The organism is Paenibacillus yanchengensis, assembly GCF_042684845.1.
Taxonomy (GTDB): domain Bacteria; phylum Bacillota; class Bacilli; order Paenibacillales; family Paenibacillaceae; genus Pristimantibacillus; species Pristimantibacillus yanchengensis.
Genome location: NZ_JBHUMH010000052.1, coordinates 1 through 21,960, shown reverse-complemented (window position 1 = coordinate 21,960; position 21,960 = coordinate 1). Strand labels below are relative to the sequence as shown.

General features: G+C 37.8%; 28 protein-coding genes and 1 rRNA gene. 2 read left to right on the top strand and 27 right to left on the bottom strand.

From position 1 onward, the window contains the following. Nucleotides 1–57: 57 nt before the first annotated feature. The 16 genes from ACFSTH_RS13635 to ACFSTH_RS13560 form a co-directional block, all read right to left on the bottom strand. Nucleotides 58–288 carry an anti-sigma-F factor Fin gene (locus ACFSTH_RS13635; protein ID WP_377770662.1) on the bottom strand — a complete coding sequence of 77 codons (231 nt, stop codon included), beginning with the start codon at nucleotides 286–288 and terminating at the stop codon, nucleotides 58–60. A gap of 75 nt (nucleotides 289–363) precedes the next feature. Next, a complete protein-coding gene (gene pth / locus ACFSTH_RS13630; RefSeq protein ID WP_377770664.1) occupies nucleotides 364–924 on the bottom strand; it encodes an aminoacyl-tRNA hydrolase in 561 nt (186 codons plus the stop codon). A gap of 153 nt (nucleotides 925–1,077) precedes the next feature. Beyond that, nucleotides 1,078–1,695 (bottom strand): 50S ribosomal protein L25, encoded by a 618-nt coding sequence (locus ACFSTH_RS13625; protein ID WP_377770666.1) that lies wholly within the window; start codon nucleotides 1,693–1,695, stop codon nucleotides 1,078–1,080. A gap of 89 nt (nucleotides 1,696–1,784) precedes the next feature. Further along, nucleotides 1,785–3,194 (bottom strand): bifunctional UDP-N-acetylglucosamine diphosphorylase/glucosamine-1-phosphate N-acetyltransferase GlmU, encoded by a 1,410-nt coding sequence (gene glmU / locus ACFSTH_RS13620; RefSeq protein WP_377770668.1) that lies wholly within the window; start codon nucleotides 3,192–3,194, stop codon nucleotides 1,785–1,787. A 120-nt stretch (nucleotides 3,195–3,314) separates the two neighbouring features. After that, a complete protein-coding gene (gene spoVG, locus ACFSTH_RS13615; protein WP_377770670.1) occupies nucleotides 3,315–3,596 on the bottom strand; it encodes a septation regulator SpoVG in 282 nt (93 codons plus the stop codon). Between the two features lie 129 nt (nucleotides 3,597–3,725). Beyond that, nucleotides 3,726–4,118, bottom strand: coding sequence for a RidA family protein (locus ACFSTH_RS13610; protein WP_377770672.1), 393 nt, complete (start codon nucleotides 4,116–4,118; stop codon nucleotides 3,726–3,728). A 16-nt stretch (nucleotides 4,119–4,134) separates the two neighbouring features. Then, the gene (gene purR, locus ACFSTH_RS13605; protein ID WP_377770674.1) at nucleotides 4,135–4,959 is read right to left on the bottom strand and encodes a pur operon repressor; all 825 of its coding nucleotides are present in this window, start codon (nucleotides 4,957–4,959) and stop codon (nucleotides 4,135–4,137) included. A 79-nt stretch (nucleotides 4,960–5,038) separates the two neighbouring features. Continuing rightward, nucleotides 5,039–5,896 (bottom strand): 4-(cytidine 5'-diphospho)-2-C-methyl-D-erythritol kinase, encoded by an 858-nt coding sequence (gene ispE / locus ACFSTH_RS13600; protein ID WP_377770720.1) that lies wholly within the window; start codon nucleotides 5,894–5,896, stop codon nucleotides 5,039–5,041. A gap of 109 nt (nucleotides 5,897–6,005) precedes the next feature. Continuing rightward, complete coding sequence (locus ACFSTH_RS13595) at nucleotides 6,006–6,194, bottom strand: small, acid-soluble spore protein, alpha/beta type (protein ID WP_377770676.1); 189 nt, start codon at nucleotides 6,192–6,194, stop codon at nucleotides 6,006–6,008. 179 nt (nucleotides 6,195–6,373) lie between these two features. Then, a complete protein-coding gene (veg, locus tag ACFSTH_RS13590) occupies nucleotides 6,374–6,646 on the bottom strand; it encodes a biofilm formation stimulator Veg (RefSeq protein WP_377770678.1) in 273 nt (90 codons plus the stop codon). Between the two features lie 160 nt (nucleotides 6,647–6,806). After that, nucleotides 6,807–7,676, bottom strand: a complete 870-nt coding sequence (yabG, locus tag ACFSTH_RS13585; RefSeq protein ID WP_377770680.1) for a sporulation peptidase YabG — start codon at nucleotides 7,674–7,676, stop codon at nucleotides 6,807–6,809. 64 nt (nucleotides 7,677–7,740) lie between these two features. After that, on the bottom strand, nucleotides 7,741–8,655 hold the full coding sequence (rsmA, locus tag ACFSTH_RS13580; protein WP_377770682.1) for a 16S rRNA (adenine(1518)-N(6)/adenine(1519)-N(6))-dimethyltransferase RsmA: 915 nt from the start codon (nucleotides 8,653–8,655) through the stop codon (nucleotides 7,741–7,743). Then, the gene (gene rnmV, locus ACFSTH_RS13575) at nucleotides 8,652–9,206 is read right to left on the bottom strand and encodes a ribonuclease M5 (protein ID WP_377770684.1); all 555 of its coding nucleotides are present in this window, start codon (nucleotides 9,204–9,206) and stop codon (nucleotides 8,652–8,654) included. The genes rsmA and rnmV overlap by 4 nt, the downstream gene beginning before the upstream one ends. A gap of 112 nt (nucleotides 9,207–9,318) precedes the next feature. Next, complete coding sequence (locus ACFSTH_RS13570; protein ID WP_377770686.1) at nucleotides 9,319–10,467, bottom strand: ubiquitin-like domain-containing protein; 1,149 nt, start codon at nucleotides 10,465–10,467, stop codon at nucleotides 9,319–9,321. A 325-nt stretch (nucleotides 10,468–10,792) separates the two neighbouring features. Beyond that, nucleotides 10,793–11,566 (bottom strand): TatD family hydrolase, encoded by a 774-nt coding sequence (locus ACFSTH_RS13565; RefSeq protein WP_377770688.1) that lies wholly within the window; start codon nucleotides 11,564–11,566, stop codon nucleotides 10,793–10,795. Between the two features lie 66 nt (nucleotides 11,567–11,632). Further along, entirely contained in the window at nucleotides 11,633–12,928 is a 1,296-nt protein-coding gene (locus tag ACFSTH_RS13560; protein ID WP_377770690.1) for an HD domain-containing protein, read from the bottom strand. 272 nt (nucleotides 12,929–13,200) lie between these two features. On the opposite strand from ACFSTH_RS13560, the gene ACFSTH_RS13555 reads away from it, so the two are divergent. Then, on the top strand, nucleotides 13,201–13,455 hold the full coding sequence (locus ACFSTH_RS13555; RefSeq protein ID WP_377770692.1) for an AbrB/MazE/SpoVT family DNA-binding domain-containing protein: 255 nt from the start codon (nucleotides 13,201–13,203) through the stop codon (nucleotides 13,453–13,455). Between the two features lie 101 nt (nucleotides 13,456–13,556). On the opposite strand, the gene rsmI is transcribed toward ACFSTH_RS13555, so the two are convergent. The 10 genes from rsmI to ACFSTH_RS13505 form a co-directional block, all read right to left on the bottom strand. Beyond that, on the bottom strand, nucleotides 13,557–14,453 hold the full coding sequence (gene rsmI / locus ACFSTH_RS13550; protein WP_377770694.1) for a 16S rRNA (cytidine(1402)-2'-O)-methyltransferase: 897 nt from the start codon (nucleotides 14,451–14,453) through the stop codon (nucleotides 13,557–13,559). Next, nucleotides 14,450–15,166 (bottom strand): tRNA1(Val) (adenine(37)-N6)-methyltransferase, encoded by a 717-nt coding sequence (locus ACFSTH_RS13545; protein ID WP_377770722.1) that lies wholly within the window; start codon nucleotides 15,164–15,166, stop codon nucleotides 14,450–14,452. The genes rsmI and ACFSTH_RS13545 overlap by 4 nt, the downstream gene beginning before the upstream one ends. 87 nt (nucleotides 15,167–15,253) lie before the next feature. Next, nucleotides 15,254–15,673 (bottom strand): initiation-control protein YabA, encoded by a 420-nt coding sequence (locus ACFSTH_RS13540; protein ID WP_377770696.1) that lies wholly within the window; start codon nucleotides 15,671–15,673, stop codon nucleotides 15,254–15,256. Between the two features lie 65 nt (nucleotides 15,674–15,738). Continuing rightward, nucleotides 15,739–16,542, bottom strand: coding sequence for a PSP1 domain-containing protein (locus ACFSTH_RS13535; RefSeq protein WP_377770698.1), 804 nt, complete (start codon nucleotides 16,540–16,542; stop codon nucleotides 15,739–15,741). Between the two features lie 3 nt (nucleotides 16,543–16,545). Then, nucleotides 16,546–17,523: a DNA polymerase III subunit delta' gene (holB, locus tag ACFSTH_RS13530; RefSeq protein ID WP_377770700.1), complete on the bottom strand. Its 978-nt coding sequence runs from the start codon at nucleotides 17,521–17,523 to the stop codon at nucleotides 16,546–16,548. A gap of 42 nt (nucleotides 17,524–17,565) precedes the next feature. Then, complete coding sequence (locus tag ACFSTH_RS13525; RefSeq protein WP_377770702.1) at nucleotides 17,566–18,009, bottom strand: YaaR family protein; 444 nt, start codon at nucleotides 18,007–18,009, stop codon at nucleotides 17,566–17,568. A 16-nt stretch (nucleotides 18,010–18,025) separates the two neighbouring features. After that, complete coding sequence (locus tag ACFSTH_RS13520; RefSeq protein ID WP_377770704.1) at nucleotides 18,026–18,355, bottom strand: cyclic-di-AMP receptor; 330 nt, start codon at nucleotides 18,353–18,355, stop codon at nucleotides 18,026–18,028. Nucleotides 18,356–18,388: 33 nt separating this feature from the next. Further along, nucleotides 18,389–19,060 carry a dTMP kinase gene (gene tmk / locus ACFSTH_RS13515; RefSeq protein ID WP_377770706.1) on the bottom strand — a complete coding sequence of 224 codons (672 nt, stop codon included), beginning with the start codon at nucleotides 19,058–19,060 and terminating at the stop codon, nucleotides 18,389–18,391. A gap of 108 nt (nucleotides 19,061–19,168) precedes the next feature. Then, on the bottom strand, nucleotides 19,169–20,752 hold the full coding sequence (locus ACFSTH_RS13510; protein WP_377770708.1) for an aminotransferase class I/II-fold pyridoxal phosphate-dependent enzyme: 1,584 nt from the start codon (nucleotides 20,750–20,752) through the stop codon (nucleotides 19,169–19,171). A gap of 135 nt (nucleotides 20,753–20,887) precedes the next feature. After that, nucleotides 20,888–21,085 (bottom strand): sigma factor G inhibitor Gin, encoded by a 198-nt coding sequence (locus ACFSTH_RS13505; RefSeq protein ID WP_377770710.1) that lies wholly within the window; start codon nucleotides 21,083–21,085, stop codon nucleotides 20,888–20,890. Nucleotides 21,086–21,295: 210 nt separating this feature from the next. Between ACFSTH_RS13505 and ACFSTH_RS13500 the strand changes: the two genes are divergently transcribed. Further along, nucleotides 21,296–21,826: a transposase gene (locus ACFSTH_RS13500; protein WP_377770712.1), complete on the top strand. Its 531-nt coding sequence runs from the start codon at nucleotides 21,296–21,298 to the stop codon at nucleotides 21,824–21,826. A 53-nt stretch (nucleotides 21,827–21,879) separates the two neighbouring features. Here the strand turns inward: ACFSTH_RS13500 and rrf are convergent. Next, a 5S ribosomal RNA gene (gene rrf, locus ACFSTH_RS21095) occupies nucleotides 21,880–21,960 on the bottom strand; the annotation flags it as partial.

Below are 21,960 nucleotides of genomic sequence, written 5' to 3'. Positions count from 1 at the left end.
AGCTAATTACAGCAAACAAGCTCATTAGCTCGTATGGATAACGATTCGCTTCACTAACTACTGCAATGGATTTTCTACAAGTAGTAAATCCGGATTCGCATCAATTGCTTCTGCGCAATAATGACAAACTAACTTCACTATCATATCACCATTCGAGTTATACGCTATTATATCGCTGCGTTCCTCAGCGGTCAAGAAATGGAATCCTAATTGCTCTTCCGTAAGGTCCGTTTGAAAGATCGAGCCTAGCGTCATTTGACAATGTTTGCACACATAATTTACCGCCATAATATACCTCCTAAAAGAGTTTGATATATGACAGCTTGCCCCAATTTCCCCGTTTTTAATAACTATACCGCTAGATTATCCATTAAATTTAGCCATCGTTTCTTCAAAGGGAGCCTTTATACTAAATTCAACCGCGTCACACGCCAGTTCTATCATTTGACGTACGACATCTTTTTCTGCCTTTGGAAACTTTGATAAGACATAATCGGCAATATCATAGCCTGGCTCTGGACGAGAAACTCCCATACGAATACGATTAAATTGTTGTGTATTCAAATGTTGAATAAGCGACTTAATACCGTTGTGACCACCGGCACTTCCTTTGTAGCGCAATCGTAATTTACCCGTTTCTGTATCCAAATCATCATAAATAATCGTAGCATTGGATAAATCTGCTTTATAGTAATCCATAAAAGCTCGAACCGCTTCGCCGGACAAATTCATATACGTCATTGGTTTGATTAATGCAACTTTCTGACCATTAATCATTCCTTCGCCAATGAGTGATTTACATTTTGTTTGTGTCACTTTTATATTCCACTTACTAGCTAATTCGTCAATAACCATAAATCCGATGTTATGTCTCGTTTGCTCATATGCTTTTCCTGGATTACCTAAACCGACAAACCATTTCATCTGACTATTCACTCCTCTACGAACCAATGTAGCATAAACATCGACAGGCGTAAATAAAAACCGCTATGCCTATGTAGTTACAACGTACGTAACACCAATAAGCAATCAGCGGTTTTCAGTTAATATGCAATTCGTAAACCAACTACCTCAGTTTTATACTTCTTGCTTCTCTTGCTCTGCTTGAAGTTGATTATTTTCTTCCGTTATACTCTCTTCTTCTTTTTGTGGTGCCAAAATAGTAACTACTACTGCATCATGATCTGTTTTTACTTCTACACTTTCTGGCAAAAACAAATCACTTACCATTAAACTTTCCCCAATAGCCAAATTAGTAACGTCGGCAACGATAGCGTCTGGTATCTGACCAGGTAAACATTGGACTTCCAATTCATGCAATATCAATTGCTGAATACCGCCAGCCTTTGCACCTACACTATCACCACTTAGTTCAATCCGAATATTAGCACGTATTTCTTCTGACATATTAATTTGTTGAAAATCAGCATGTAGCAGTTTTCCGCTTATCGGATCACGCTGGATTTCACTAACCATCACTGTCTGTTTATCAAATGCTGGGTTGCGAAATTCAATAACAGCATTAGGCTGCGTGCGCATCATCATATCTAGTTCTTTTTCTAATACGCTAATAACTACTGGATTCGACATTTGTTTCCCATATACAACAGCAGGCACTTGCCCTTCTGCTCTCAACTTACGTAGTTGTCCTTTAGTCGTACATGTTCTATTTTGGACTTGCATAGAAATAGCCATATAAAAACCTCCTAATAATCTTCTGTTTTTATATAGCTGTTCCCTTACATCGTCATCCTTAGTCATCATTTGTCACTTAATATATTTCTTTATTGATCAGAAGAGGACTGTATTCTTTCCTTTTTCGCTTTAGCACGTGCTTTAATTTTATCGGCGTACCCTTCTTTATTTACTTGTTTTTCTCTAGCAATGGCTAGATCTCCTGCTGGCACATCATGCGTTATTGTTGAACCCGCTACAACATAAGCTGCTTCTCCAACATGTACTGGTGCGATCAAATTAACGTTACTGCCAATAAATGCATGGTCAGCGATCTTGGTCAGCTGCTTATTAAAGCCATCATAATTAACCGTTATAGCTCCGCAACCAATATTAACCTCTTTCCCTACTTCTGCATCGCCAACATAGCTTAAATGTGATATTTTGCTATCTGTAGCGACGACTGCATTTTTTAATTCTACGAAGTTACCCACTTTACAACGGGCACCAAGTACCGTTCCTGGACGCAAGCGCGCATATGGTCCTATGGAGCATGCAGCATCTACTTTAGACTCTTCGACTGATGAATATTGAATGTGTACTTGATCACCTATAATCGAAGCGGTAATATCTGTTTGTGGTCCAATAATACAGTCTGAACCAATAACCGTTCCTTTACGCAAATAACTTCCAGGATGAACAATAGTGTCCGCCCCTATAGTAACATCAGCTTCAATATAGGTATTAGCTGGATCAATAATAGTAACTCCTTCAAGCAAATGCTGCTGATTAATACGCTGTCGCATCAACTGCTCTGCTTCTGCTAAAGCTACTCGGTCATTAACGCCCGCTGCTTCTGCTTGATCGGCAGTACGGTACGCTAATACGGTCTCACCCGCTTGTTTCATTATCGATATAACATCTGTAATATAATATTCCCCTTGTGCGTTATCATTGGTTACTTGTGCAAGTGCAGCAAATAACTTTTGATTGTCGAATATATAAGTTCCAGTATTGATTTCTTTAACAGTCGCTTCTTGTTCTGAGCAATCTTTATGCTCTACTATTTTTTCAACGGTTCCATCTTCACCTCTAATAATACGTCCATATCCTGTCGGATCATCAAAAGCAACAGTTAACAAGGTCGCAGCCGCACCTTCTGCTTGATGGGTAACTATCATCGTTTCTATCGTAGAAGCACGTACTAATGGTGTGTCACCATAAAGTAAAATAGTGATACCTTCTTCCGCACCCAATTGTTGTTTGGCTTGCAATACCGCATGACCCGTTCCAAGCTGTTCCGCTTGCATCGCATAATCTACTCTATTGCCTAAATGAGCTTGAATTGCTTCTGCACCATGCCCAACAACAACAACCGTACGCTCGCAGTCAATTGCCTCCGTTACATCAACTACATGTTCAATCATTGGCTTGCCACAAATTTGATGCATCACTTTATATAATTTAGATTTCATTCGCTTACCTTGCCCAGCAGCAAGCACAATCGCTAATTTTTTCACTATGGTCAGCTCCTCGCTATTACAAACGGATTTCTCACATAATATAACGCAATTTTAAACAAAAGAAAAGAGAGCTTCTGCTCTCTTTTCTAATAAAACGGTTTCAATAATTGCGTGCAATTAAGCACCTTCTTCAATTGCAGTGTCTTCAGCAGCACGTTCATATTCTTCCAGAACTGCTGCTTGAATTTTCTCACGAGTTGTTGAGGAAATAGGATGAGCGATATCTCTAAATTCGCCATCTGGCGTCCGCTTACTCGGCATTGCAACGAACATACCATTATTACCATCGATTACACGAATATCGTGAACGACGAATTCATTATCAATAGTAATTGAGGCAATAGCTTTCATACGACCTTCCGAATTTACTCGGCGGAGTCTGACATCGGTAATTTGCATTTGTGTTCACCACCTTTTGGCCATAAAGACTTGGTGTAATATTCCACGTAAAATTGCAAATTCCTTCTATTAATTTGGAAATTTGATGCTATTTTTAAAATTTTTTTTGTTTATGTATTAATTTCGCTATTATTCGACAACTTTTGTGGAAATGAGTTCTATTTCGACAAGAACATCTTTCGGTAATCTAGCAACTTCTACTGTCGAACGAGCTGGTTTATGGTCTCCAAAATATGAAGCATAAATATCATTTACTATCGAAAATTGACCCATATCCTTCAAAAATATAGTAGCTTTGATGACGTGTTGTAACGAACTTCCCGCTTCTTCTAACACTGCTTTTAAGTTGGCAAATACTTGATGTGTCTGCTCTTCAATTCCACCTACTACCAATTGTCCATTGGGTAATAGTGGGATTTGACCTGAAGTAAAAACAAGTTGTCCAAAAGTAACTGCTTGCGAATATGGTCCGATAGCTGCTGCGGCTTGATCTGTACTAACGATTCGTAGTTTGTCTGTCATTTCCATCCATCCTTTATTAATTAAAATAGTTTCCTGGTATAACCGTCGATTGTTTGGTTTTCATATCAACTGCTGTTAATTTTGCTAAAGAAATATAATCTTCAAATAAACGTTCTTCTTGGTCAATTTCACCAGATTCTACAAATACGCCTACGCCAGCTACGGATGCTTTAAATTCTAACAATAAATCCATCATTCCGCGTATTGTACCGCCAGCCTTCATAAAATCATCAATAATTAAAACATTCGCTTGCTCTTTAAGCGCTCTTCTCGCTAGCGACATCGTTTGAATTCGTTTCGTTGATCCAGACACGTAATTTATACTTACAGCAGAACCTTCAGTCACTTTATTATCTCGCCGCACAATGACAACTGGAATGTTGAGACAAGCGGCTGTTGCATAAGCAAGTGAAATTCCTTTTGTTTCTACTGTCATCACCACATCAATTTTTCGACCTGCAAAAGCGGTAGCGAACATTCTACCCAAATCTGCAATCAAACTTGGTTGACCTAACATATCGGTCATATAGAGATAACCACCAGGTAATACTCGCTCTGGCTGCTCTAGCTCACTACAAATCGTCTGAATTTTTTCTAAAGCAGTAGTTTTGCTCATCGCCGGCATATAAATAACTCCACCAGCAGCTCCTGCTATCGTTTGTAATTGTCCTAATCCTTGTTCTTCAAACACTTCTTTTATGATAGCCAAATCTTCACTAATTGAAGACTTCGCCGACTGATATCGTTCTGCAAAAGTAGTCAAGGAAATAATAGCATATGGTTGAGACAATAAATATTGCGTCATTTCTACTAGTCTTGAGCTGCGCTTCACTTTCCTCAACTGTCATTCCTCCGTCCTAAATCCGAATATTATAATGTAAATATATCATCTTTATACGGATTCTAGCAAGAAGAAACCATTAGTTAGATAACATCCTCACGACATACACTTCTTTACAGAAACCTCTCAAACCATTATAAATGCGTGCCAGCTTTGCTTCTTTGGATACTAATCCGAATACCGTCGGACCACTGCCTGACATTAATACACCATCTGCTCCGAGTTTAATCATACTTTCTTTCAATTGCTTTACCTCTGGATACAGTTGCAACGTAACATTCTCTAGAGAATTACCTAACTTTGTACACATTTGAGCAAATGATTTATTTTCTAATGCTTGTCGCATTTGCGTAATTGACGGACGTTCTCTCTGTTCGTGTAAACGAAATTTACCATATATATCTGCGGTAGAAACGTTAATTGGCGGTTTAGCAAGTACAACCCAACATTGCGGCGGTGAAGCTATCACTTCTAGTTTCTCACCTCTGCCTCTAGCAATAGCAGTACCGCCTGTCACACAAAATGGAACATCCGATCCTAATTCGGCTCCTAAAGTACATAACTCTTGTTCTGGTATATTTAACTGCCATAATCTATTTAAACCACGTAACGTTGCTGCTGCATCGCTGCTACCTCCTGCTAGTCCAGCTGCTACGGGTATTTTTTTGTCCAAATGAATGTATACCCCTTGACTTACATCATATCTATCCTTCAACAATCTTGCTGCTTGAAAAGCTAAATTTTTCTCGTCTAACGGAATATAACCAGCTTGACTCGATATTATAATGGCATCTCGATCGAGTGGTTCCATTTCTAAACGATCGGCTAAGTCAACCATGGTCATAATCATTTCAACTTCATGAAAGCCATCGGTTCTTTTACTTAGCACATCCAGTACTAAATTAATTTTCGCAGGAGCTTTTTCATAAATTCTCATCATCTAGATCCACCCGTTCGTCATAAACTTAAGGTTCATTATAACAAACGAAAGCTATAATTGCGAAGTGCCTGCACAATAAAAAAAACGACAGGCACTTCCAATTGATTTATTCATCTTTTGATTTGTTTTGTGAAGCTTGCTCTGCCATTTTAATCGCTTGTTTTACCATATTACCTGCATCTTTTGCTCTAATGCCACCCCAGCCTTCTTTTTGTACCGTATCAAAAAATCCAAGTTCTTTGGCTATTTCATATTTCAGATCTTCAGACATCGTTGTTCCTCGTCTTCTAGACATATTCATCATCCTTTCCCATCCGAGTAATTTACATTTACGTTGTAGCTTCTTTAGTATGTAGCAGACAAAATCAATTCATGCTGACCGTTTTCTTACAATTCACGATTTGTTTCATAACAAAAAACGCAGACAAATTTGTCTGCGTTAAATATAATGAATCGATTACTATATCTCTTGTTTTATGACTCAAGACTGATACGCACTTGCCCTTCTTCATTGCATACGGTCACTTCAACAGATTCTGTTAAAATATCCGCATAACTGTACGAAACACGCTTGAAAGCATGTTGCTCTTCATCCAGCTTAACAATGAATACAGAAGGGTAGGTTTCTTCTAACGTTCCAGTACGTTCTATTGTCTTACGACGACCACCATTAGCTTTGAGACGGATTTTGGAACCCACGTGGGCTTCCAAACTGCGTTTGATATCCAATAGCACATTTTTAGCCATTGTCCACTACCACCTCTTTCCTTGTCCATTATAACTAAAAAAAGAGGTTTTGTCAAACATGACAAAATATTATATCAGTGGAGCAATAACTTTGTCAACGGTCATTTTACATATTTTTTAGATTTTCCCCGAATACTATAAAGTTCATATTTTTTTCACATTAAATCGACGTAGTTTTAGGTAATCCCACCCGATATTTTCCTAAAGTCTCCAATCCGCCAACACCATCAATTCCACTAATCGTTCCTTCGATCGCATCTGACAAATTAATCGAATCACGAATTGGAGTAAAGCTTGCTTTGACAGCAATATATACTGGATCCAACGCATGAATAAGTATACGCCCTGGCGAGCTGGCGAAATTCGACCCAGTGTGCATCAAAGCTTCAAAATGCGATTGACACGCACCAGCAATAACGATGAGATTATCTTTGTTCTTTTCATATTGCCGAGCAGTACGCACAGCATTAACAAAGTTTTGTGAATTTTTATAGCTAGTCAAACTATAATGATCTCTACTCGAGCGATGTTTAATAACACCGTCATGCCCTGTAATGACAACGATGTCCGGTTTTACTTCTGGTAGTAATCTATATAGCAGATCAGCCATTTGCGATTCATGGGCGTGAACACCGTATGCCGGAACATTCATTGTTTGATACATCTGCATACTTTTTTTCAAATAATTAGCATCACCATCAAGATGAAGCACTTTTCCGGGTACTTCAAAATAAGGAGTTGTTCGTGCAGGTTGGAATAACCGAACGCGATGTTCTGCTACTTGCATTTGTCTTTGTCGTTCCGATTGAATTTTTTTAATCGTCTCATTTACTTTCTGACGTACTTCTTGCCTTACGGTCATTTGCTCCGGATCTTCAATCGTCTCTAGATCATCCATTGGAGAGTCCGCTACTAAACGAAAATCCGCCCCTTTTAACAGTGCCTGCAAATCATAAGGTCTAATTGCTTGCACACGAAAAAGTAAGTCACCGCCATACGATTTGCGGACAACAAAATCACCTTGCTTCATAGGCCAATCACCTCTTCGTCTATCTTATGGGAGCAATAAGCGAATGGTGAGTGTCTTTTTAAACCTATACCCAACCAACTTTTAAGAAAGAATCACTAATTAAAGCAAACTCGTGCAATGTCAACGTTTCTCCGCGTCTTCCAGCATCAATACCTATCGATTCAAGCATTTCTAACATCGCTTGTTTATTATCTTTTCCAGCCATCGCAATCAAATTATTAGCTAATGTTTTACGTCGTTGTGAAAAACTAGTTTGAACCGTTTTGAAAAAATGTAATTCATCCTCTACACTTACGGCAGGTTCTGTTCTTTTCGTTAATTTAATTACAGCTGAATCTACATTCGGTTTTGGAATGAACACAGTGTTTGGCACAATGCCAACTAATTCTGTCGTACAGTAATATTGAACTGCAACAGATAAGCTACCATAATCTTTTCCACCTGGTTTTGCAGCCATCCGCTGCGCTACTTCTTTTTGAATCATAATTACAATGTGATGTAATGGTAAATTAGCTTCTAACAAATTCATTAAAATTGGAGTAGTTACGTAATAAGGTAAATTAGCAACAACGTTCACAGTCTCATAAGATGCAAATTGCTGCTCAAAAAATGTTGGTAAATCCAGTTTCAATATATCCCCATGTACAATTGATACATGTTCATCATTACTAAACTGCTCTTGCAGTATTGGAATTAATCGCTGATCAATCTCTACTGCCGTTACAGCACTCGCTACAGCCGCCAAACGCTCCGTTAATGCACCAATACCAGGACCAATCTCAAGCACTGCTTGCTCATTATCCAATTCGGCAGCATTTACTATTTTTTGAAGTACATTTTGATCAATCAGAAAATTTTGCCCTAAGCTCTTTTTAAACGTGAAATGGTGCTTGGCAATAATATCTTTTGTTCTTGCAGGAGTTGCCACGCTCGTTTGTATATTTTTATTAATATTTAAACCACTATTTTCCTTGCTCACTCCGACTCCTCCAGTTTACGTTCCATTGCATGCCTTGCTGCTAGAAACTCTGCTTTAGTAATTTGGAAGCTAGTACAACGTTTAAAAAACTGCTTACCATTCGCATAACCGATGCCAAGCGTCTTTCCCATTTCCAAACGCCTTGCTGCTGCATTAGCATCAACAACAAGCCCTGCTTCCATCATATCGTTCCATGTTACTTCTCCCTCGGTTGCAGCAGTTTCCGTACGTAAATGTTCTAACGCTTCCCTGATCGCTTCAGGGCTAGCATTTTCAATGCCGATATCCCCTTTATAGATCGTAAGCTCTTGCGGTAAGAACGCATGTTTACAACCAGGAGCATGTTCCGCAACAATTTTACGAATTCTCTCGCCTGCATGGTCTGGATCGGTAAATATAATGATTCCTCTACGTTCATTAGCAAGTGCGATTTTGCGCAACACTTCCTCGCCTATAGCGGAACCATTCGTTTCTATAGTATCTGCTTCTACCGCTCGTTTTATTGCAGCTGTATCATCCTTACCTTCCACTACTATAATTTCTTTAATCATCGGGATCGCACCTTCCACGCAATACTGCTATAAAAAGATAAAAAGAAGAGGCTTCACCTCTTCTTCATCATGACATATACAATTATGATTAACAATTATACCAAAAAAATAGTTAACTAGAAACAGGTTTCTTAGGACCTATAACATATACAGTATACCCTTTTTTGCGCCCAAATTTTTTCACTTTACTTGGACTCTCAAAAAAGACATCTATTTTATTACCTTTAATTGCTCCACCTTTATCTTCTGCACGTCTAAACCCAATACCATCGATATAGACCCACCAACCCATAGGAATAACTTTGGGATCTACAGCAATTGTTTTACCTTCTGTTACCTCCGTACCAGAGGCTGTTTTTCGGTAATAAGGATCGCCCGGCCCTTTGCCTGTTGATTCCTTACCAGCGTGATAAGCTGTAAGCGTAACGTTTTTCAACACTTTTTTGGCATTAAAATCTTCTCCATCCTTGCTTACTTTCGCAATGCTTGGACTGGAGTTGCTGAGTATCGTTACTTTAGGTTCTGGTTTTTTCGTTCCAATAGCTACGATTTGATCCTGTGCTTTTCGTTCCACTATTTCACTGATTGACTTATTAGAAACAAGAACACCATCTTCATACTTCTCTTCAATTTTTTCGATCTTTAAACCTTTTTGACCAGTCTGCACCAATTTTTCCTTACCAACTTCCAAATCGGCGTCTTCTGTTTTCACAACTGAAAAAGGTATGATGTGTTCTGCTTTTTTTAGTTTTGTATCTACACGGACAATTGTCACTTCTTCATCTGCTTGAAGTACCGTATCCATTGCAGGACTTACTTTATCTTCATCGCCAATTGCTATTGCGGCTTCTTGAATCGCTCCTTCAACTGTTTTATTCGTCGTATGCACTGTTTCTATCTTGCCATCAGCTTTTATTGAAACTGGTATTGCATGTGTTAATACAATCCGATCCCCATCTTTGATCGACGAATCGAATGGGACGGATACCTCATCATGAGGTCCAATTGCAATAGCTTGTTCATCCAGTAGGCGTTGTAGATCCCATTGTCTAGTTTCAACAACAGTTTCTTCTCCATTCACTACTACGGTTACGCTTTTGACAGCAGTTCCGTACAACAACACCAAAAACATGAAAGTCATAGCGATCGAAATCGCAGCGCTCAAAGTAATCAAACGCAAATTTCCATGCTTCCATCGCATTGCGAAAGACATGCTGGATGATCGTTTCCCATGGGTTTCCTCTTGCTTGACTGATCCCACTTCATCGGTCCTCCTTCATAGCCCCGTCGCCAAGTGTTACGCATGTTACAACTGACGTGACTATATTTTGTTAACGTGCCATTAACACGCTGTCCAATATTAAGCATATTCAACGATCAAAAATGCATGCCCAACATTAGAAATTAATTAGAAAATGTAAAGCTCTGAAATGAATCATAACCTCACTCGCATCAACTTGTAAAGATGAGATAAAACACATTTTTTGCGAAATAGATGATTTTTCAAGCAAAAGTCCATAGTTTTCAACAACAAAAACTATATTTACCTCTCAAATACACCATTTACCTCGATATATCTAACTTTTTTATACTATTCCAAATAATTTTTTACCATTTCTCATCGTTATCTCCCCTATTTCTTCGACGGATAATCCTTTAATCTGGGCAACAGACTCTGCTACTAGTGCTACATAAGCAGCCTCATTTCTCTTTCCACGAAATGGATGTGGTGTTAAATAAGGGGCATCTGTTTCGATCAAAATTTTATCTATTGGAGTATTCGCAAGTACCTCTTTTGGCATTTTTGCATTTAAAAAAGTAACCGGTCCACCGAATGAAATATAGAAATTCATAGCCAGACATTCTTTGGCTATTTCCCAGCTTCCGGAAAAACAATGCATCACTCCACCTACTTCAGCTGCATTTTCTTCTCGCAATATTTGGACAACATCTGCATGTGCATCACGATTATGAATAACAATCGGTTTACCTATTTTTTTTGCCAATCTAATCTGTTCTCTGAATCGTTGTTGTTGTAGATCTTTGGGTGACGTATCCCAATGGTAATCAAGCCCAATTTCTCCAATCGCAACTACTTTTGGATGTTTGCTTTGCTCTTCTATCCAGTTCAAATCATCATCTTTCATATCAATTGTATCTACTGGATGCCATCCTATTGCTGCATAAACTTCTGAATATTGGTCAGCTAACGCAAGTGTTGTCGCAATCGTTTCACGATTAAATCCGATATTCAAAAATAGTTCTACTCCCGCTTCTTTTGCCCGTGCAATCATTTCGTGGCGGTCTTCGTTGTATTTTGTAGAATCCATATGTATATGTGTGTCAAATAATGCTGTCATTTTATCGCATCTCCTATTTATTTGCTATTTGTATATTTATGAACCACTTGTATAGTTGCTGGATGATTATAGTTTAAACCATTGTTTTAATCTTGGTGACATTCGTCTCTCTTCCTTCTTTATAATTTCCAATGGAAAGTACAAATGATACTGCCCTTGTCGCAATCCCGATATAGAACGAACGATGTCTGATTTTTGTGATATCTCACAAATTTGTTCATGCTCATCTAACAATAATATTGGCGTTTTTACCGTTAATTTGGCTTCGTGTCTATCAGGTTCATAAACATCGTATGGTTTGTCAAAAGGAAAGTCGAGTTCCATATAATAGTCAGGATGTAATCCAAGCTGATGCATTTCTTCTATTATAGCGGAATATTGTTCAGGCTCAGGTTTCGTAACAGTTACATACTTATATAGCTTCCGGTGCAAAAACCTGTTACACAAATCACTCAAAATATTATCTGATTCGTCAGCCCATTGCGAAAATGCTGTTTGAACTAACGCCTCATCTAATTTCAAATAATGTTCCAGTGATAATTGATTTGTAAATAATTGTTCTAAAGATGGTACTAGCCATTTAAAACGATAACCTGCTTCATATAATTGTTTTGCTCTACGAAATATTTGCCGCAAAATAATTTCTGAACTACGAGTAACAGGGTGAAAATAAACTTGCCAGTGCATCTGGTAACGTGACATTAAATAATGCTCTACCGCATGCATACCACTTTCTTTGACAACTATTTTTCCTTTATACGGACGTAATACCCGAATAATGCGCTCCAAGTCAAAATTACCATAATTAACACCGGTAAAATAGGCATCTCGTAATAAATAATCCATTCGATCAGCATCCATTTGACTCGATATTAAACTAACAACTAGCGATTGATGATAAGTTTTTTGAATAACGCTTGCGACATCCTGTGCAAATCCTTCGGACACTTGTTGTAGTACATTATTAATTTCCGTATCACCTAGTAATATTTCACATGTCCATTGCTCGTGATCTGTATCAAATACTTCTTCTAATGAATGAGAAAATGGTCCATGACCGACATCATGTAATAAAGCTGCACACAACGCAACCAATCTTTCTTCTGGAGGCCAATCCTCATATTTATTTCTTTCAAAACGAGAAATTATTTTTCTTGTTATTTCGTATACTCCTAATGAATGAGAGAAGCGACTATGTTCAGCACCATGGAAGGTTAAATAAGAAGTTCCTAATTGACGAATTCGCCGTAAACGTTGAAATTCTTTTGTGTTTATTAAATTCCAGATAACTTTATCTTGTACATAAATATAATTATGTACCGGATCTTTAAATACTTTTTCTTCTAACAACTGTGCACACACTAATATTCCACTCCTTTGTTCATTTTTTTGACACAATTTACGCGTTACATGTCGAATAATGTCGTAAAACTGTTCCCATCTGAACCGTTTTATTGTATTCTATAGAATGTAGAATAAGTTCCTAATTCTGTTTAAACACCTATAATTATAGGCATTGCAATCATTAATTAGGTTGACTGTTTTGCCAAGACTTGGTATTATATACTTAAAAGTTAAATTATTTTTTTGTCGAATAATGACATTTAAAATTTCTCGAGAGGGCTGATTTAGTAATGATGAAATCTACCGGTATTGTTAGAAAAGTAGACGAGCTAGGCCGCGTTGTTATTCCTATCGAATTGAGACGTACACTTGGTATTGGAGAAAAGGATGCTTTGGAGATTTATGTTGATGGTGAACGTATCATGCTGAAAAAATATGAGCCAGCTTGTATTTTCTGTGGCAATGCTGAAAACGTTTCTTACTTCAAAGGTAAAATTGTTTGTCACGTTTGTATCGAAGAAATGCCTACTCCTGTGACAAATTAAATAAATTAGGTTATAATCATACTATCGACTTTATTAATTCTAACCTTTTTATACTCCTTGATGCCTTCCTGCAATTTTTATTTGCGCAGGAAGGTCTTTTTTTAGTTAATTTCAGCTCTATTTACAATATTATATACATCCCGCTTCGCTACTCCACGATCTACTGCAGTTTGTTTAATAGCCTCTTTTCGACTCATCGTTTGTTCATAAGTTGCCACATGTTCTTCTAAACTAAGCAATTGCCACCAGCTATCCTTTTCCTCTTTCTGAACCGTATCCTCTGATACTCCCTCGATGATAAGCACATATTCTCCAATTGGATCGTTTTCAGCAAACCATTGGACACTTTCCTCCAGTGTACCACGCAATACTTCCTCATGTCGTTTCGTTAATTCTCTAGCTATCGCTGCTTGTCTATCGCCTAAAGCTTCATATAACAGTTGACACGTCTTTTTTATGCGATGTGGTGCTTCGTAGATAATAAGTGTAGTTTGAAGTTGGGCGATCGATTCTACCCAGCTTTGTTGTAATTTGCGCTCTCGTGGTGGAAATCCAACAAATGTGAATCGTTCCGTAGACAAACCAGAAATAATTAAGGCAGATAGCGCAGCATTAGCGCCTGGTATAGGTACAACTGCTATTTGCTCAGCAATAGCTGCTTTCACCAAATCTTCTCCTGGATCAGATATGGCTGGCAAACCAGCATCACTAACAATCGCAATGGACACGCCATCCAACAATCTATTTATTAACTCCGCAGTACGTTCATGCTTATTATGTTCATGATAGCTTGTCATTTTCGTATGAATATCAAAATGGGTTAATAACTTGCGTGTTTGTCTTGTATCTTCTGCCGCTATAATATCGACTTCTTGCAATGTACGAATAGCACGATACGTCATATCCTCTAAATTGCCAATCGGTGTTCCTACCAAATATAATGTGCCGACCGTTCCTTCTTCACGTTGCTGTTGTTTAAAGCTTTGTTGCTTATTCATATTTGTTGAACTCCTTTTTGATCGTATACTACAATCGGAGGCATTACTTTTAGTTCTGGCTTTCCATCCCGTAAAGCTTCTATTAAAACAATATTCGCTGGCGTCTGCTCATTCGGATGGACAAACTGAATTTTTTTCGGTTCTAATCGCCATCTCCGTAACGCTTCCATAATATCAAGCAAGCGCGATGGGCGATGCACCATAAATAGCTTTCCCCCGGGGCGTAATATTTTGTTACATGTGTTGGCTACATCGTCAATCGTACACAATACTTCGTGACGTGCGATCGCATAATGTTCATTGCCTTTTATTTCTCCTGATTGAACTGTCATATATGGAGGATTAACAGTAACTGCATCATAAACAGTATTTCCTATTGTAGACGGATATGTACGCAAATCATGTTCAATTACTGTAATCTGCTCACTTAAATTGTTCCAAGCAACACTTCGTCTTGCCATATCTACTAAACGTGGCTGAATTTCAATCGCATCGATGGATGCAGTTGTACGATCAGATAACAAGATAGGAATGACTCCATTACCTGTACATAGATCTGCAATTTTTCCTTTTGTCGGAACATTAGCAAAACGTGCTAACAATACTGCATCTAAAGAAAAACTAAATACTTCCTTACTTTGAATTATTTTGAGACCAGATGAGGTCATTAAATCATCCAGTCGTTCATTGCTATGCAATTCCCTACTTTGCATCAACCTTAAAACTCCCCCTTTTAATGTACTTAAAAAGAAACAATGCCGTCCTCTCTAGAGGGACGGCTTGTCTACAAGTTACTTTTTTTATTTACTTAAAAACGATAGGCAAAACAAACAATCTCCTTCTGTACGCAAATGACCATAATACACGTTACATATATGGAAACCTTCATGATATAAACGAGTTAAATTGTCATATCCTTCGCCTACAGCAGCTTCCGTCGCATCTTTTTTTGTTTGTTTTGCTTTTTTTGACTGATTCACCTTTTTTGACTTTGGTTGATCAGCTATATTAGCTTCTAGTTGTGTGGATGCTTCTTCCACTACAAACTGTTGTAATTCACTTTTTAACACTTGCCTTAATTGATTGTTTTCTAAACTTAATTGCTTGTTTTCTTCTAACAATCGTTTGACTTGTAACTTTAATTGCCCTACCTCGGTATGAAATACGCCCAACCTTGTTTCCAAATCGTCCATCTGTGAAAAAAGATTATTTTTCTCCAAGTTCCCACCCCAGAGTTTCTATCGTGAAGATAATCTTCACTAGTCAGTCATAGTTTACGTCTCTATTATTTTAGGACAACATCATCCAGAGACAATTCTTTTGGTTTACCAGGTACTTCAAATAATTGCACAAATATCGTCTTGTCAGATGCATTAATTCCTGTTACTTTTCCTTCACCTAACGAAGTTATTACGATTTTTCCAACACTCGGAAGTTCTTCCTTCACACTTTCATAATTATCATGTTCATACTTCAAGCAGCACATTAATCTACCGCATAAACCTGATATTTTGGTTGGATTAAGTGATAAATGCTGATCTTTGGCCATTTTAATGGATACCGGTTCGAAGTCACCAAGCCAAGAAGAACAACACAATATTCTACCACAAGGTCCTATACCACCTAGCATTTTGGCTTCATCTCTCACTCCAATTTGTCGAAGTTCAATTCGAGTCCGAAAAACACTAGCTAAATCTTTTACAAGCTCTCGAAAATCAACCCTTCCTTCAGCAGTAAAATAAAAAATAATTTTATTGCGATCAAAGGTAAATTCAACGTCAACTAATTTCATCCGTAGTTGATGTAATTTAATCTTTTCTATACAAGTATGAAATGCGTTTTGAGCAGCACTACGGTTTTCTTCTACAATTAACGCATCATCTTCATTGGCGATGCGAATAACTTTTTTGAGCGGGAGAACGACATCCGATTCACCAACCTGCTTTTGCCCTACTACTACTTTACCATACTCAATCCCACGCGCTGTTTCCACAATAACGCTTTGTTCTTTCTCAACGGGATGTTCGACAGGATCAAAGTAATATATTTTGCCCGCTTTTTTGAAGCGTACACCAATGACATTATACAAGAATTAGCCCTCCTGAAGTTTTACGAAAAGTTGTTCAAAAGCTAGCTGTGGCGCTACGTGAGCCCGTATTTTTTTACTTGCTTGAAGCACATGCTCCACGCAACTGATCCACTCAGCAATCGAACGTTCGAACGCATAGTTTCTTATCCAATCTATCTGATCTATAAAAACAATATGCTCATGCCTGTTAACTTGATATTGTACAAAATCTTTAAACCAAACGACAAGTAATGATAGCAGCAATTCTGCTTGCGCTGCCATATCCGTTTTGAAAACTTGTTGCTGTGCAGTAATCATCGCTGCGGTGAATCGGGTAATGCTCTCCTTACCTAATTGTATCACTAGGCTTCTGATTTCTGCAAACTGATTCTGCATAACAACCGCTCTTGCTTCATCTAGACCAGCGGTTAAATGCACTGCTGCTCTAGATAATAGTTCAGAATGCCCTTCATCTACCAATATTTTCAACATCTGTTCTGCATCCATTGGCAGGAAGGGAACGAGCTGCGTACGCGATTTAATAGTTGGCAACATTGCTTGTCCGTTAGTAGTTACTAAAATAGCTACAATATCACTTTGAGGTTCTTCTAAAAATTTGAGCAAGCTATTTGCTGCTGGTGGAGTCATTTTTTCAGCTTGCTCCATAATATATACTTTTCGTCTTTCCTCACGATTCCGATATGATAATTCTTTTTGTAAATGTCTAATTTGATCTATTTTGATGGATTGTCCCTCAGGCGATATCGTTACTACATCTGGTTGATTACCATTTTCTAACTTTCGACAATCCAAACAACGTCCACATGCATCATATCCTGGTTCTTTGCAAAATAATGCTTTAGCAAATGCTAATGCCATTGCCATTTTACCAGTACCTGACGGTCCTTCAAACAAATAGGCATGCGATATTTTCCCGCTGATTAGTGAGTTTTTCATCACTTGATATGCTTTTCTTTGCTGAGATAATTGCTCTATATTCATCTTTCAATACCTTTCTAATCTGTTGCCACTATTGTCAACATTTCAGAACAAAAGATTGATCAACAAACCACTAATTTCTCCAACCTTATGCAATATTTGTAATCTTCCTTCTTCGCTATCTAATAATTCTTCTGCCATTGTAACTAACATTTCATCGATTTGGTCCAACAATTTATACCGCTTTACACGGCCTCTACGATCAAAACTGCGGACTTCCTTTATTGCTACTCCACGTTTAATCGTATCTTCCAAAAATTGCTTGACCATTTGTCGATATAATTTTAGTTCCCGCACAGACATTAACTTTGTTAACTTTTCGCCTTGCTGATGTATTTCCATAAGCTTTTGTTGTAGTTGTTCATGTGTTCGTTCTGCATCTCGTTGCACAAGTACATCGGCAAAATTAACTTGTTGTAATGGTTTAGTAGCTTGCTCGTGATTCATTCTATTTTGCCCTATAGGACGCCATCCTTGATCTACTCTCATTGCTCGTCACGTCCAATCAAAAATGTTCAAAACGTTCCACTGGCACTACAAATACCGCTGCTCCACCCACTTGTACTTCTACTGGAAATGGAATATACGAATCTGTAGATCCACCCATTGGTGAAATCGGCGTTACTAACTGCTCTCTAACTTTACAATTGGCACTTATCACTTTAAATACTTCGTGCACGCGCTCATCTTCTATCCCGATCATAAACGTCGTATTACCGGCACGTAGAAAGCCACCTGTACTCGCTAATTTTGTCGCTCGAAATCCTTCTTGTACTAGAGCATTAGATAGACGATTACTATCCTTGTCTTGAATGATCGCTATTACCAGTTTCATATTCATTCCTCCTCTTTTTATTGTATTCTATTTCTATTCCTTCTTATAATAAGGTTTGACATGTTGTGCCAAAAATCCTGCAAACCGATCTTTCACAAGAGCGACTATTTCAGCATACACTTCTTTTTGTTCTCGATTTGCATCTACATGTACCATTCTATCAGGATATAACTCTAACAATTTCATATATCCGGCATGCACACTACGGTGAAATGCAATGGCTTCCATATCTAATCGATTAATTTCTCTTTGTTCTGCTTCTTCTATTCTGTTTAACCCAATAACAGGATCAATATCCATAAATATCGTAAGGTCTGGCCACAAATCTTGAATGGCAAATTGATTAATCATTAAAATATCTTCTATGCCAAGCCCACGAGCATAACCTTGATACGCTAAGCTACTATCAATAAAACGATCACATAACACAATATGCTGATTTTCTAAAGCTGGTACTACTTTTTCAACTAAATGTTGTCGGCGTGATGCAGCATATAACAAAGCTTCTGTTCGTGCATCCATTAAAGTGTGTGCTGGATTAAGAATGACTTCACGTATTTGTTCTGAAATAGAGATACCTCCAGGTTCTCTTGTAACAGTAACCGTATATCCTTTGCTCGTTAACAAATTTGCTAGAGCTTCCAGCATCGTTGTCTTTCCTGCACCTTCGCCACCTTCAAACGTTATAAAGATCCCTTTGTCCAAGGCTATTTCCCCTACTCATTAATATTATCCTATAACTAATACAATAAATATACTGTATTCGCTCCTACGTATATCTATACTATCAAACGCATCAGATGCGTACAATGTTTAATCACCAAATATTTTTACTTTTTGTAAATTTGCTACAGCTGATCCTTGAAATTTCGCTCCATTTTCGATGAATTGCTTTACTAAATGGCTATGTGCATCGGTCCAAATTTCCCCTTCATATAATAAAGGAATTCCTGGTGGGTACGGTATAATAGCTTCAGCTGCTACTTTTCCTACTGCCTCTTCCAAATGAACTAATCGCACAGTCTTACTACTACTGCTTTTACGATCGAATGATACTGGTAAACTTATCGCTAATTCTGTTTCTACATCTGGGAGCACTTCTTTATTTATCATTACTTCTTTAATAATTCCTTTGTTTGCGCTCGCTGTTGCTTGCTTTTTTTCGCTTAATTGCTGATCTATTTGTTCGATAGCTGCTTTCAACTTATCTATATCCGCAACCTCTGTACCGAGATGTATAACAAAAACAACGTACGTCAAATCAGCCATTTCAACCCAACAATTTTGTGCTTCAAATAATCGCTGTAGCTGTAAACCACTGAATTTTCCTGATGTATCGTACATTAAAATTCGTAATGGATCCTTTTGCAAGTCGTTTGTCGTCATCCTTATATTTTCATCAGCAACAATTTTTAAATATTCCGTCTTGTGTTCTATCCACTCAGTCAATTGTTGAACGGTATTTAAACTTTGCTCCAGCAATTGTTTCCCTGCAACATCAATTATTGCCCGAGCAATATCCAACGAAATCATTTGAGGAAACGATGGGCTTGAGCTTTGAATCATTGCCAAACAATCTGAAATTTGTTGCCTATCGATCAGATCGCCTTGAATATGAAGCATAGCACTCATTGTCATTGCAGTTAGTGTTTTGTGTGTGGACTGAACAACAGCATCAGCACCTGCTTCTAAAGCGCCAGACGGTACTTGCTCATGTAACGAGTAGTGAGCGCCATGTGCTTCATCCACTAATAGTGGAATATCGAAACGATGTACTAATTCCACCCACTGCTCCAAACGATAGCCAATCCCATAATAATTAGGGTTAGTGAGAAACACTGCTTTTGCATGAGGATATAACTGTAATGCTTTCTCTAATTGTATCAGTGAAGGTATCGTCATTAATTTGGTTACTGGTTCATATTCAGGCATTAAAAAGACCGCATTCGCTCCAGCTAATTTCAACCCATTAATAATTGACTTGTGAACATTTCTTTGTACTAATATCGTATCACCAGGCTCACAAGTGGCTAACAACAGTGCTATATTACCAGCAGTACTACCTCCAACTAGAAAATAACTTTGATCAGCACCAAAGGTTTTCGCTGCTAATTTTCGAGCTTCTGCAATACCAGCAACGGGATCATGTAAATCATCCGTACTATTTAACTCTGTTGTATCCAGCATCATTATAGCTTTCAACAGTGCTAATACTTTTTCATATTGCCCATCACTAAACCCATTTTTATTTGTAGATAAATACTTTTCCTCTTGCAATATACGTTCCATTTTATTTAAAACTTGACCATAATTGTGCCCCGGTACATGAAATGTAGTCGGAGTAGACGCTATAAATTCCATTAATTGCTTCGCTAATGGTGCATAAAATAAGTTCATTTGTATTTTGCTCCTAATTAATCTCCATATATACTCATTTTTGTCTAAAACAATCATACCATGCTATCCGAATACAACAAGTAAAAAACGCCCATACCTAATTAATTCAGGTAAGCAGGCGTTTATTACTCTTCATTAAACATTACTATTAAGTAAAAGTTGTTTCATTCGATATATAAAAAAAGGATATTTTTCATCCGTAACATCTGTTTTTATCATTTCCGACTCACACGATTGACATACAAATTCTGAAACGATATAAAATCCTTCTTTTTCACTTTTAGAAAAACCACATATCATACATTCCGGTTGGCTAACTGCATCATTTTGCATTATAATCCCACCTTGTTTTTTTATAATCTATTTAATACTATAGTATAACCTAATCTCTCATATTTCATTCATTTTCATAGCCTATTTCAAATATTTATATATCGTATGCCGGCACCTTTCTATAAGTGCTTAACCACCTCATTCTTTTTCGAAGAAATGTCGATATACTATTAGAGGGTTATTCGTATTACGAAAGGAAGGAAAGTGCTCATGCGCTCAAAATTATCGGAACAAGAACATGCAACGATATACCAGTATAAATTGACAAAACGGATAGTCATTAGCCGCGAGCTTATCCAAAGTCATTTTTTAACGTTAGCTATTTTTACTGGCTTTCTCTTATGGATCTATAATATTGGAGGACTATTTGGCTGGTTAGCTGGTTTTACTATTGTACAGCTACTGCATTTGTTCGTCTTATTAATCACTTTCATTCGTGTGGAGGAAGCAACCGATCGCAAATGGATATGGCGGATTAACCCACCCTGGGTTGGATTTAAGCCAGCCAATGATATTAATCTATTATTATTCCGACGTGTACATCGTCACTTATTTTGGATTGGATTGCTCATTATAGCGATGATGTATCCGTGGGTACCAGCTGCTTTAACTATTAGTATGTTTTTTTGGCACATATGGCTTATAGTTCCTCGATTATTATTAGCTTTCTTCTTCCGCAAACAACCGAAAAACGGCGTAATTCGTTTGCAATCATTTGAAGCCTCTTATTATAGTAGGTAAATAAAATAACAAAACAAAAAACCTGTCACAGTAACTGTGACAGGCCCTTCGTCGCTTGGCAGCCTCCTACTCTCCCAGAACCCTGCGGTTCAAGTACCATCGGCGCTGGAGGACTTAACGGTCGTGTTCGAGAT

Bases quoted from the DNA above. Each gene is read 5' to 3' on its own strand.
- ACFSTH_RS13635 (WP_377770662.1), bottom strand. From the start codon at position 288: ATGGCGGTAAATTATGTGTGCAAACATTGTCAAATGACGCTAGGCTCG.
- pth (WP_377770664.1), bottom strand. From the start codon at position 924: ATGAAATGGTTTGTCGGTTTAGGTAATCCAGGAAAAGCATATGAGCAA.
- ACFSTH_RS13625 (WP_377770666.1), bottom strand. From the start codon at position 1,695: ATGGCTATTTCTATGCAAGTCCAAAATAGAACATGTACGACTAAAGGA.
- spoVG (WP_377770670.1), bottom strand. From the start codon at position 3,596: ATGCAAATTACCGATGTCAGACTCCGCCGAGTAAATTCGGAAGGTCGT.
- ACFSTH_RS13610 (WP_377770672.1), bottom strand. From the start codon at position 4,118: ATGACAGACAAACTACGAATCGTTAGTACAGATCAAGCCGCAGCAGCT.
- ispE (WP_377770720.1), bottom strand. From the start codon at position 5,896: ATGAGAATTTATGAAAAAGCTCCTGCGAAAATTAATTTAGTACTGGAT.
- ACFSTH_RS13595 (WP_377770676.1), bottom strand. From the start codon at position 6,194: ATGTCTAGAAGACGAGGAACAACGATGTCTGAAGATCTGAAATATGAA.
- veg (WP_377770678.1), bottom strand. From the start codon at position 6,646: ATGGCTAAAAATGTGCTATTGGATATCAAACGCAGTTTGGAAGCCCAC.
- yabG (WP_377770680.1), bottom strand. From the start codon at position 7,676: ATGAAGCAAGGTGATTTTGTTGTCCGCAAATCGTATGGCGGTGACTTA.
- rnmV (WP_377770684.1), bottom strand. From the start codon at position 9,206: ATGATTAAAGAAATTATAGTAGTGGAAGGTAAGGATGATACAGCTGCA.
- ACFSTH_RS13565 (WP_377770688.1), bottom strand. From the start codon at position 11,566: ATGACAGCATTATTTGACACACATATACATATGGATTCTACAAAATAC.
- ACFSTH_RS13555 (WP_377770692.1), top strand. From the start codon at position 13,201: ATGATGAAATCTACCGGTATTGTTAGAAAAGTAGACGAGCTAGGCCGC.
- rsmI (WP_377770694.1), bottom strand. From the start codon at position 14,453: ATGAATAAGCAACAAAGCTTTAAACAACAGCAACGTGAAGAAGGAACG.
- ACFSTH_RS13545 (WP_377770722.1), bottom strand. From the start codon at position 15,166: ATGCAAAGTAGGGAATTGCATAGCAATGAACGACTGGATGATTTAATG.
- holB (WP_377770700.1), bottom strand. From the start codon at position 17,523: ATGAATATAGAGCAATTATCTCAGCAAAGAAAAGCATATCAAGTGATG.
- ACFSTH_RS13525 (WP_377770702.1), bottom strand. From the start codon at position 18,009: ATGAGAGTAGATCAAGGATGGCGTCCTATAGGGCAAAATAGAATGAAT.
- ACFSTH_RS13520 (WP_377770704.1), bottom strand. From the start codon at position 18,355: ATGAAACTGGTAATAGCGATCATTCAAGACAAGGATAGTAATCGTCTA.
- ACFSTH_RS13510 (WP_377770708.1), bottom strand. From the start codon at position 20,752: ATGAACTTATTTTATGCACCATTAGCGAAGCAATTAATGGAATTTATA.
- ACFSTH_RS13505 (WP_377770710.1), bottom strand. From the start codon at position 21,085: ATGCAAAATGATGCAGTTAGCCAACCGGAATGTATGATATGTGGTTTT.
- ACFSTH_RS13500 (WP_377770712.1), top strand. From the start codon at position 21,296: ATGCGCTCAAAATTATCGGAACAAGAACATGCAACGATATACCAGTAT.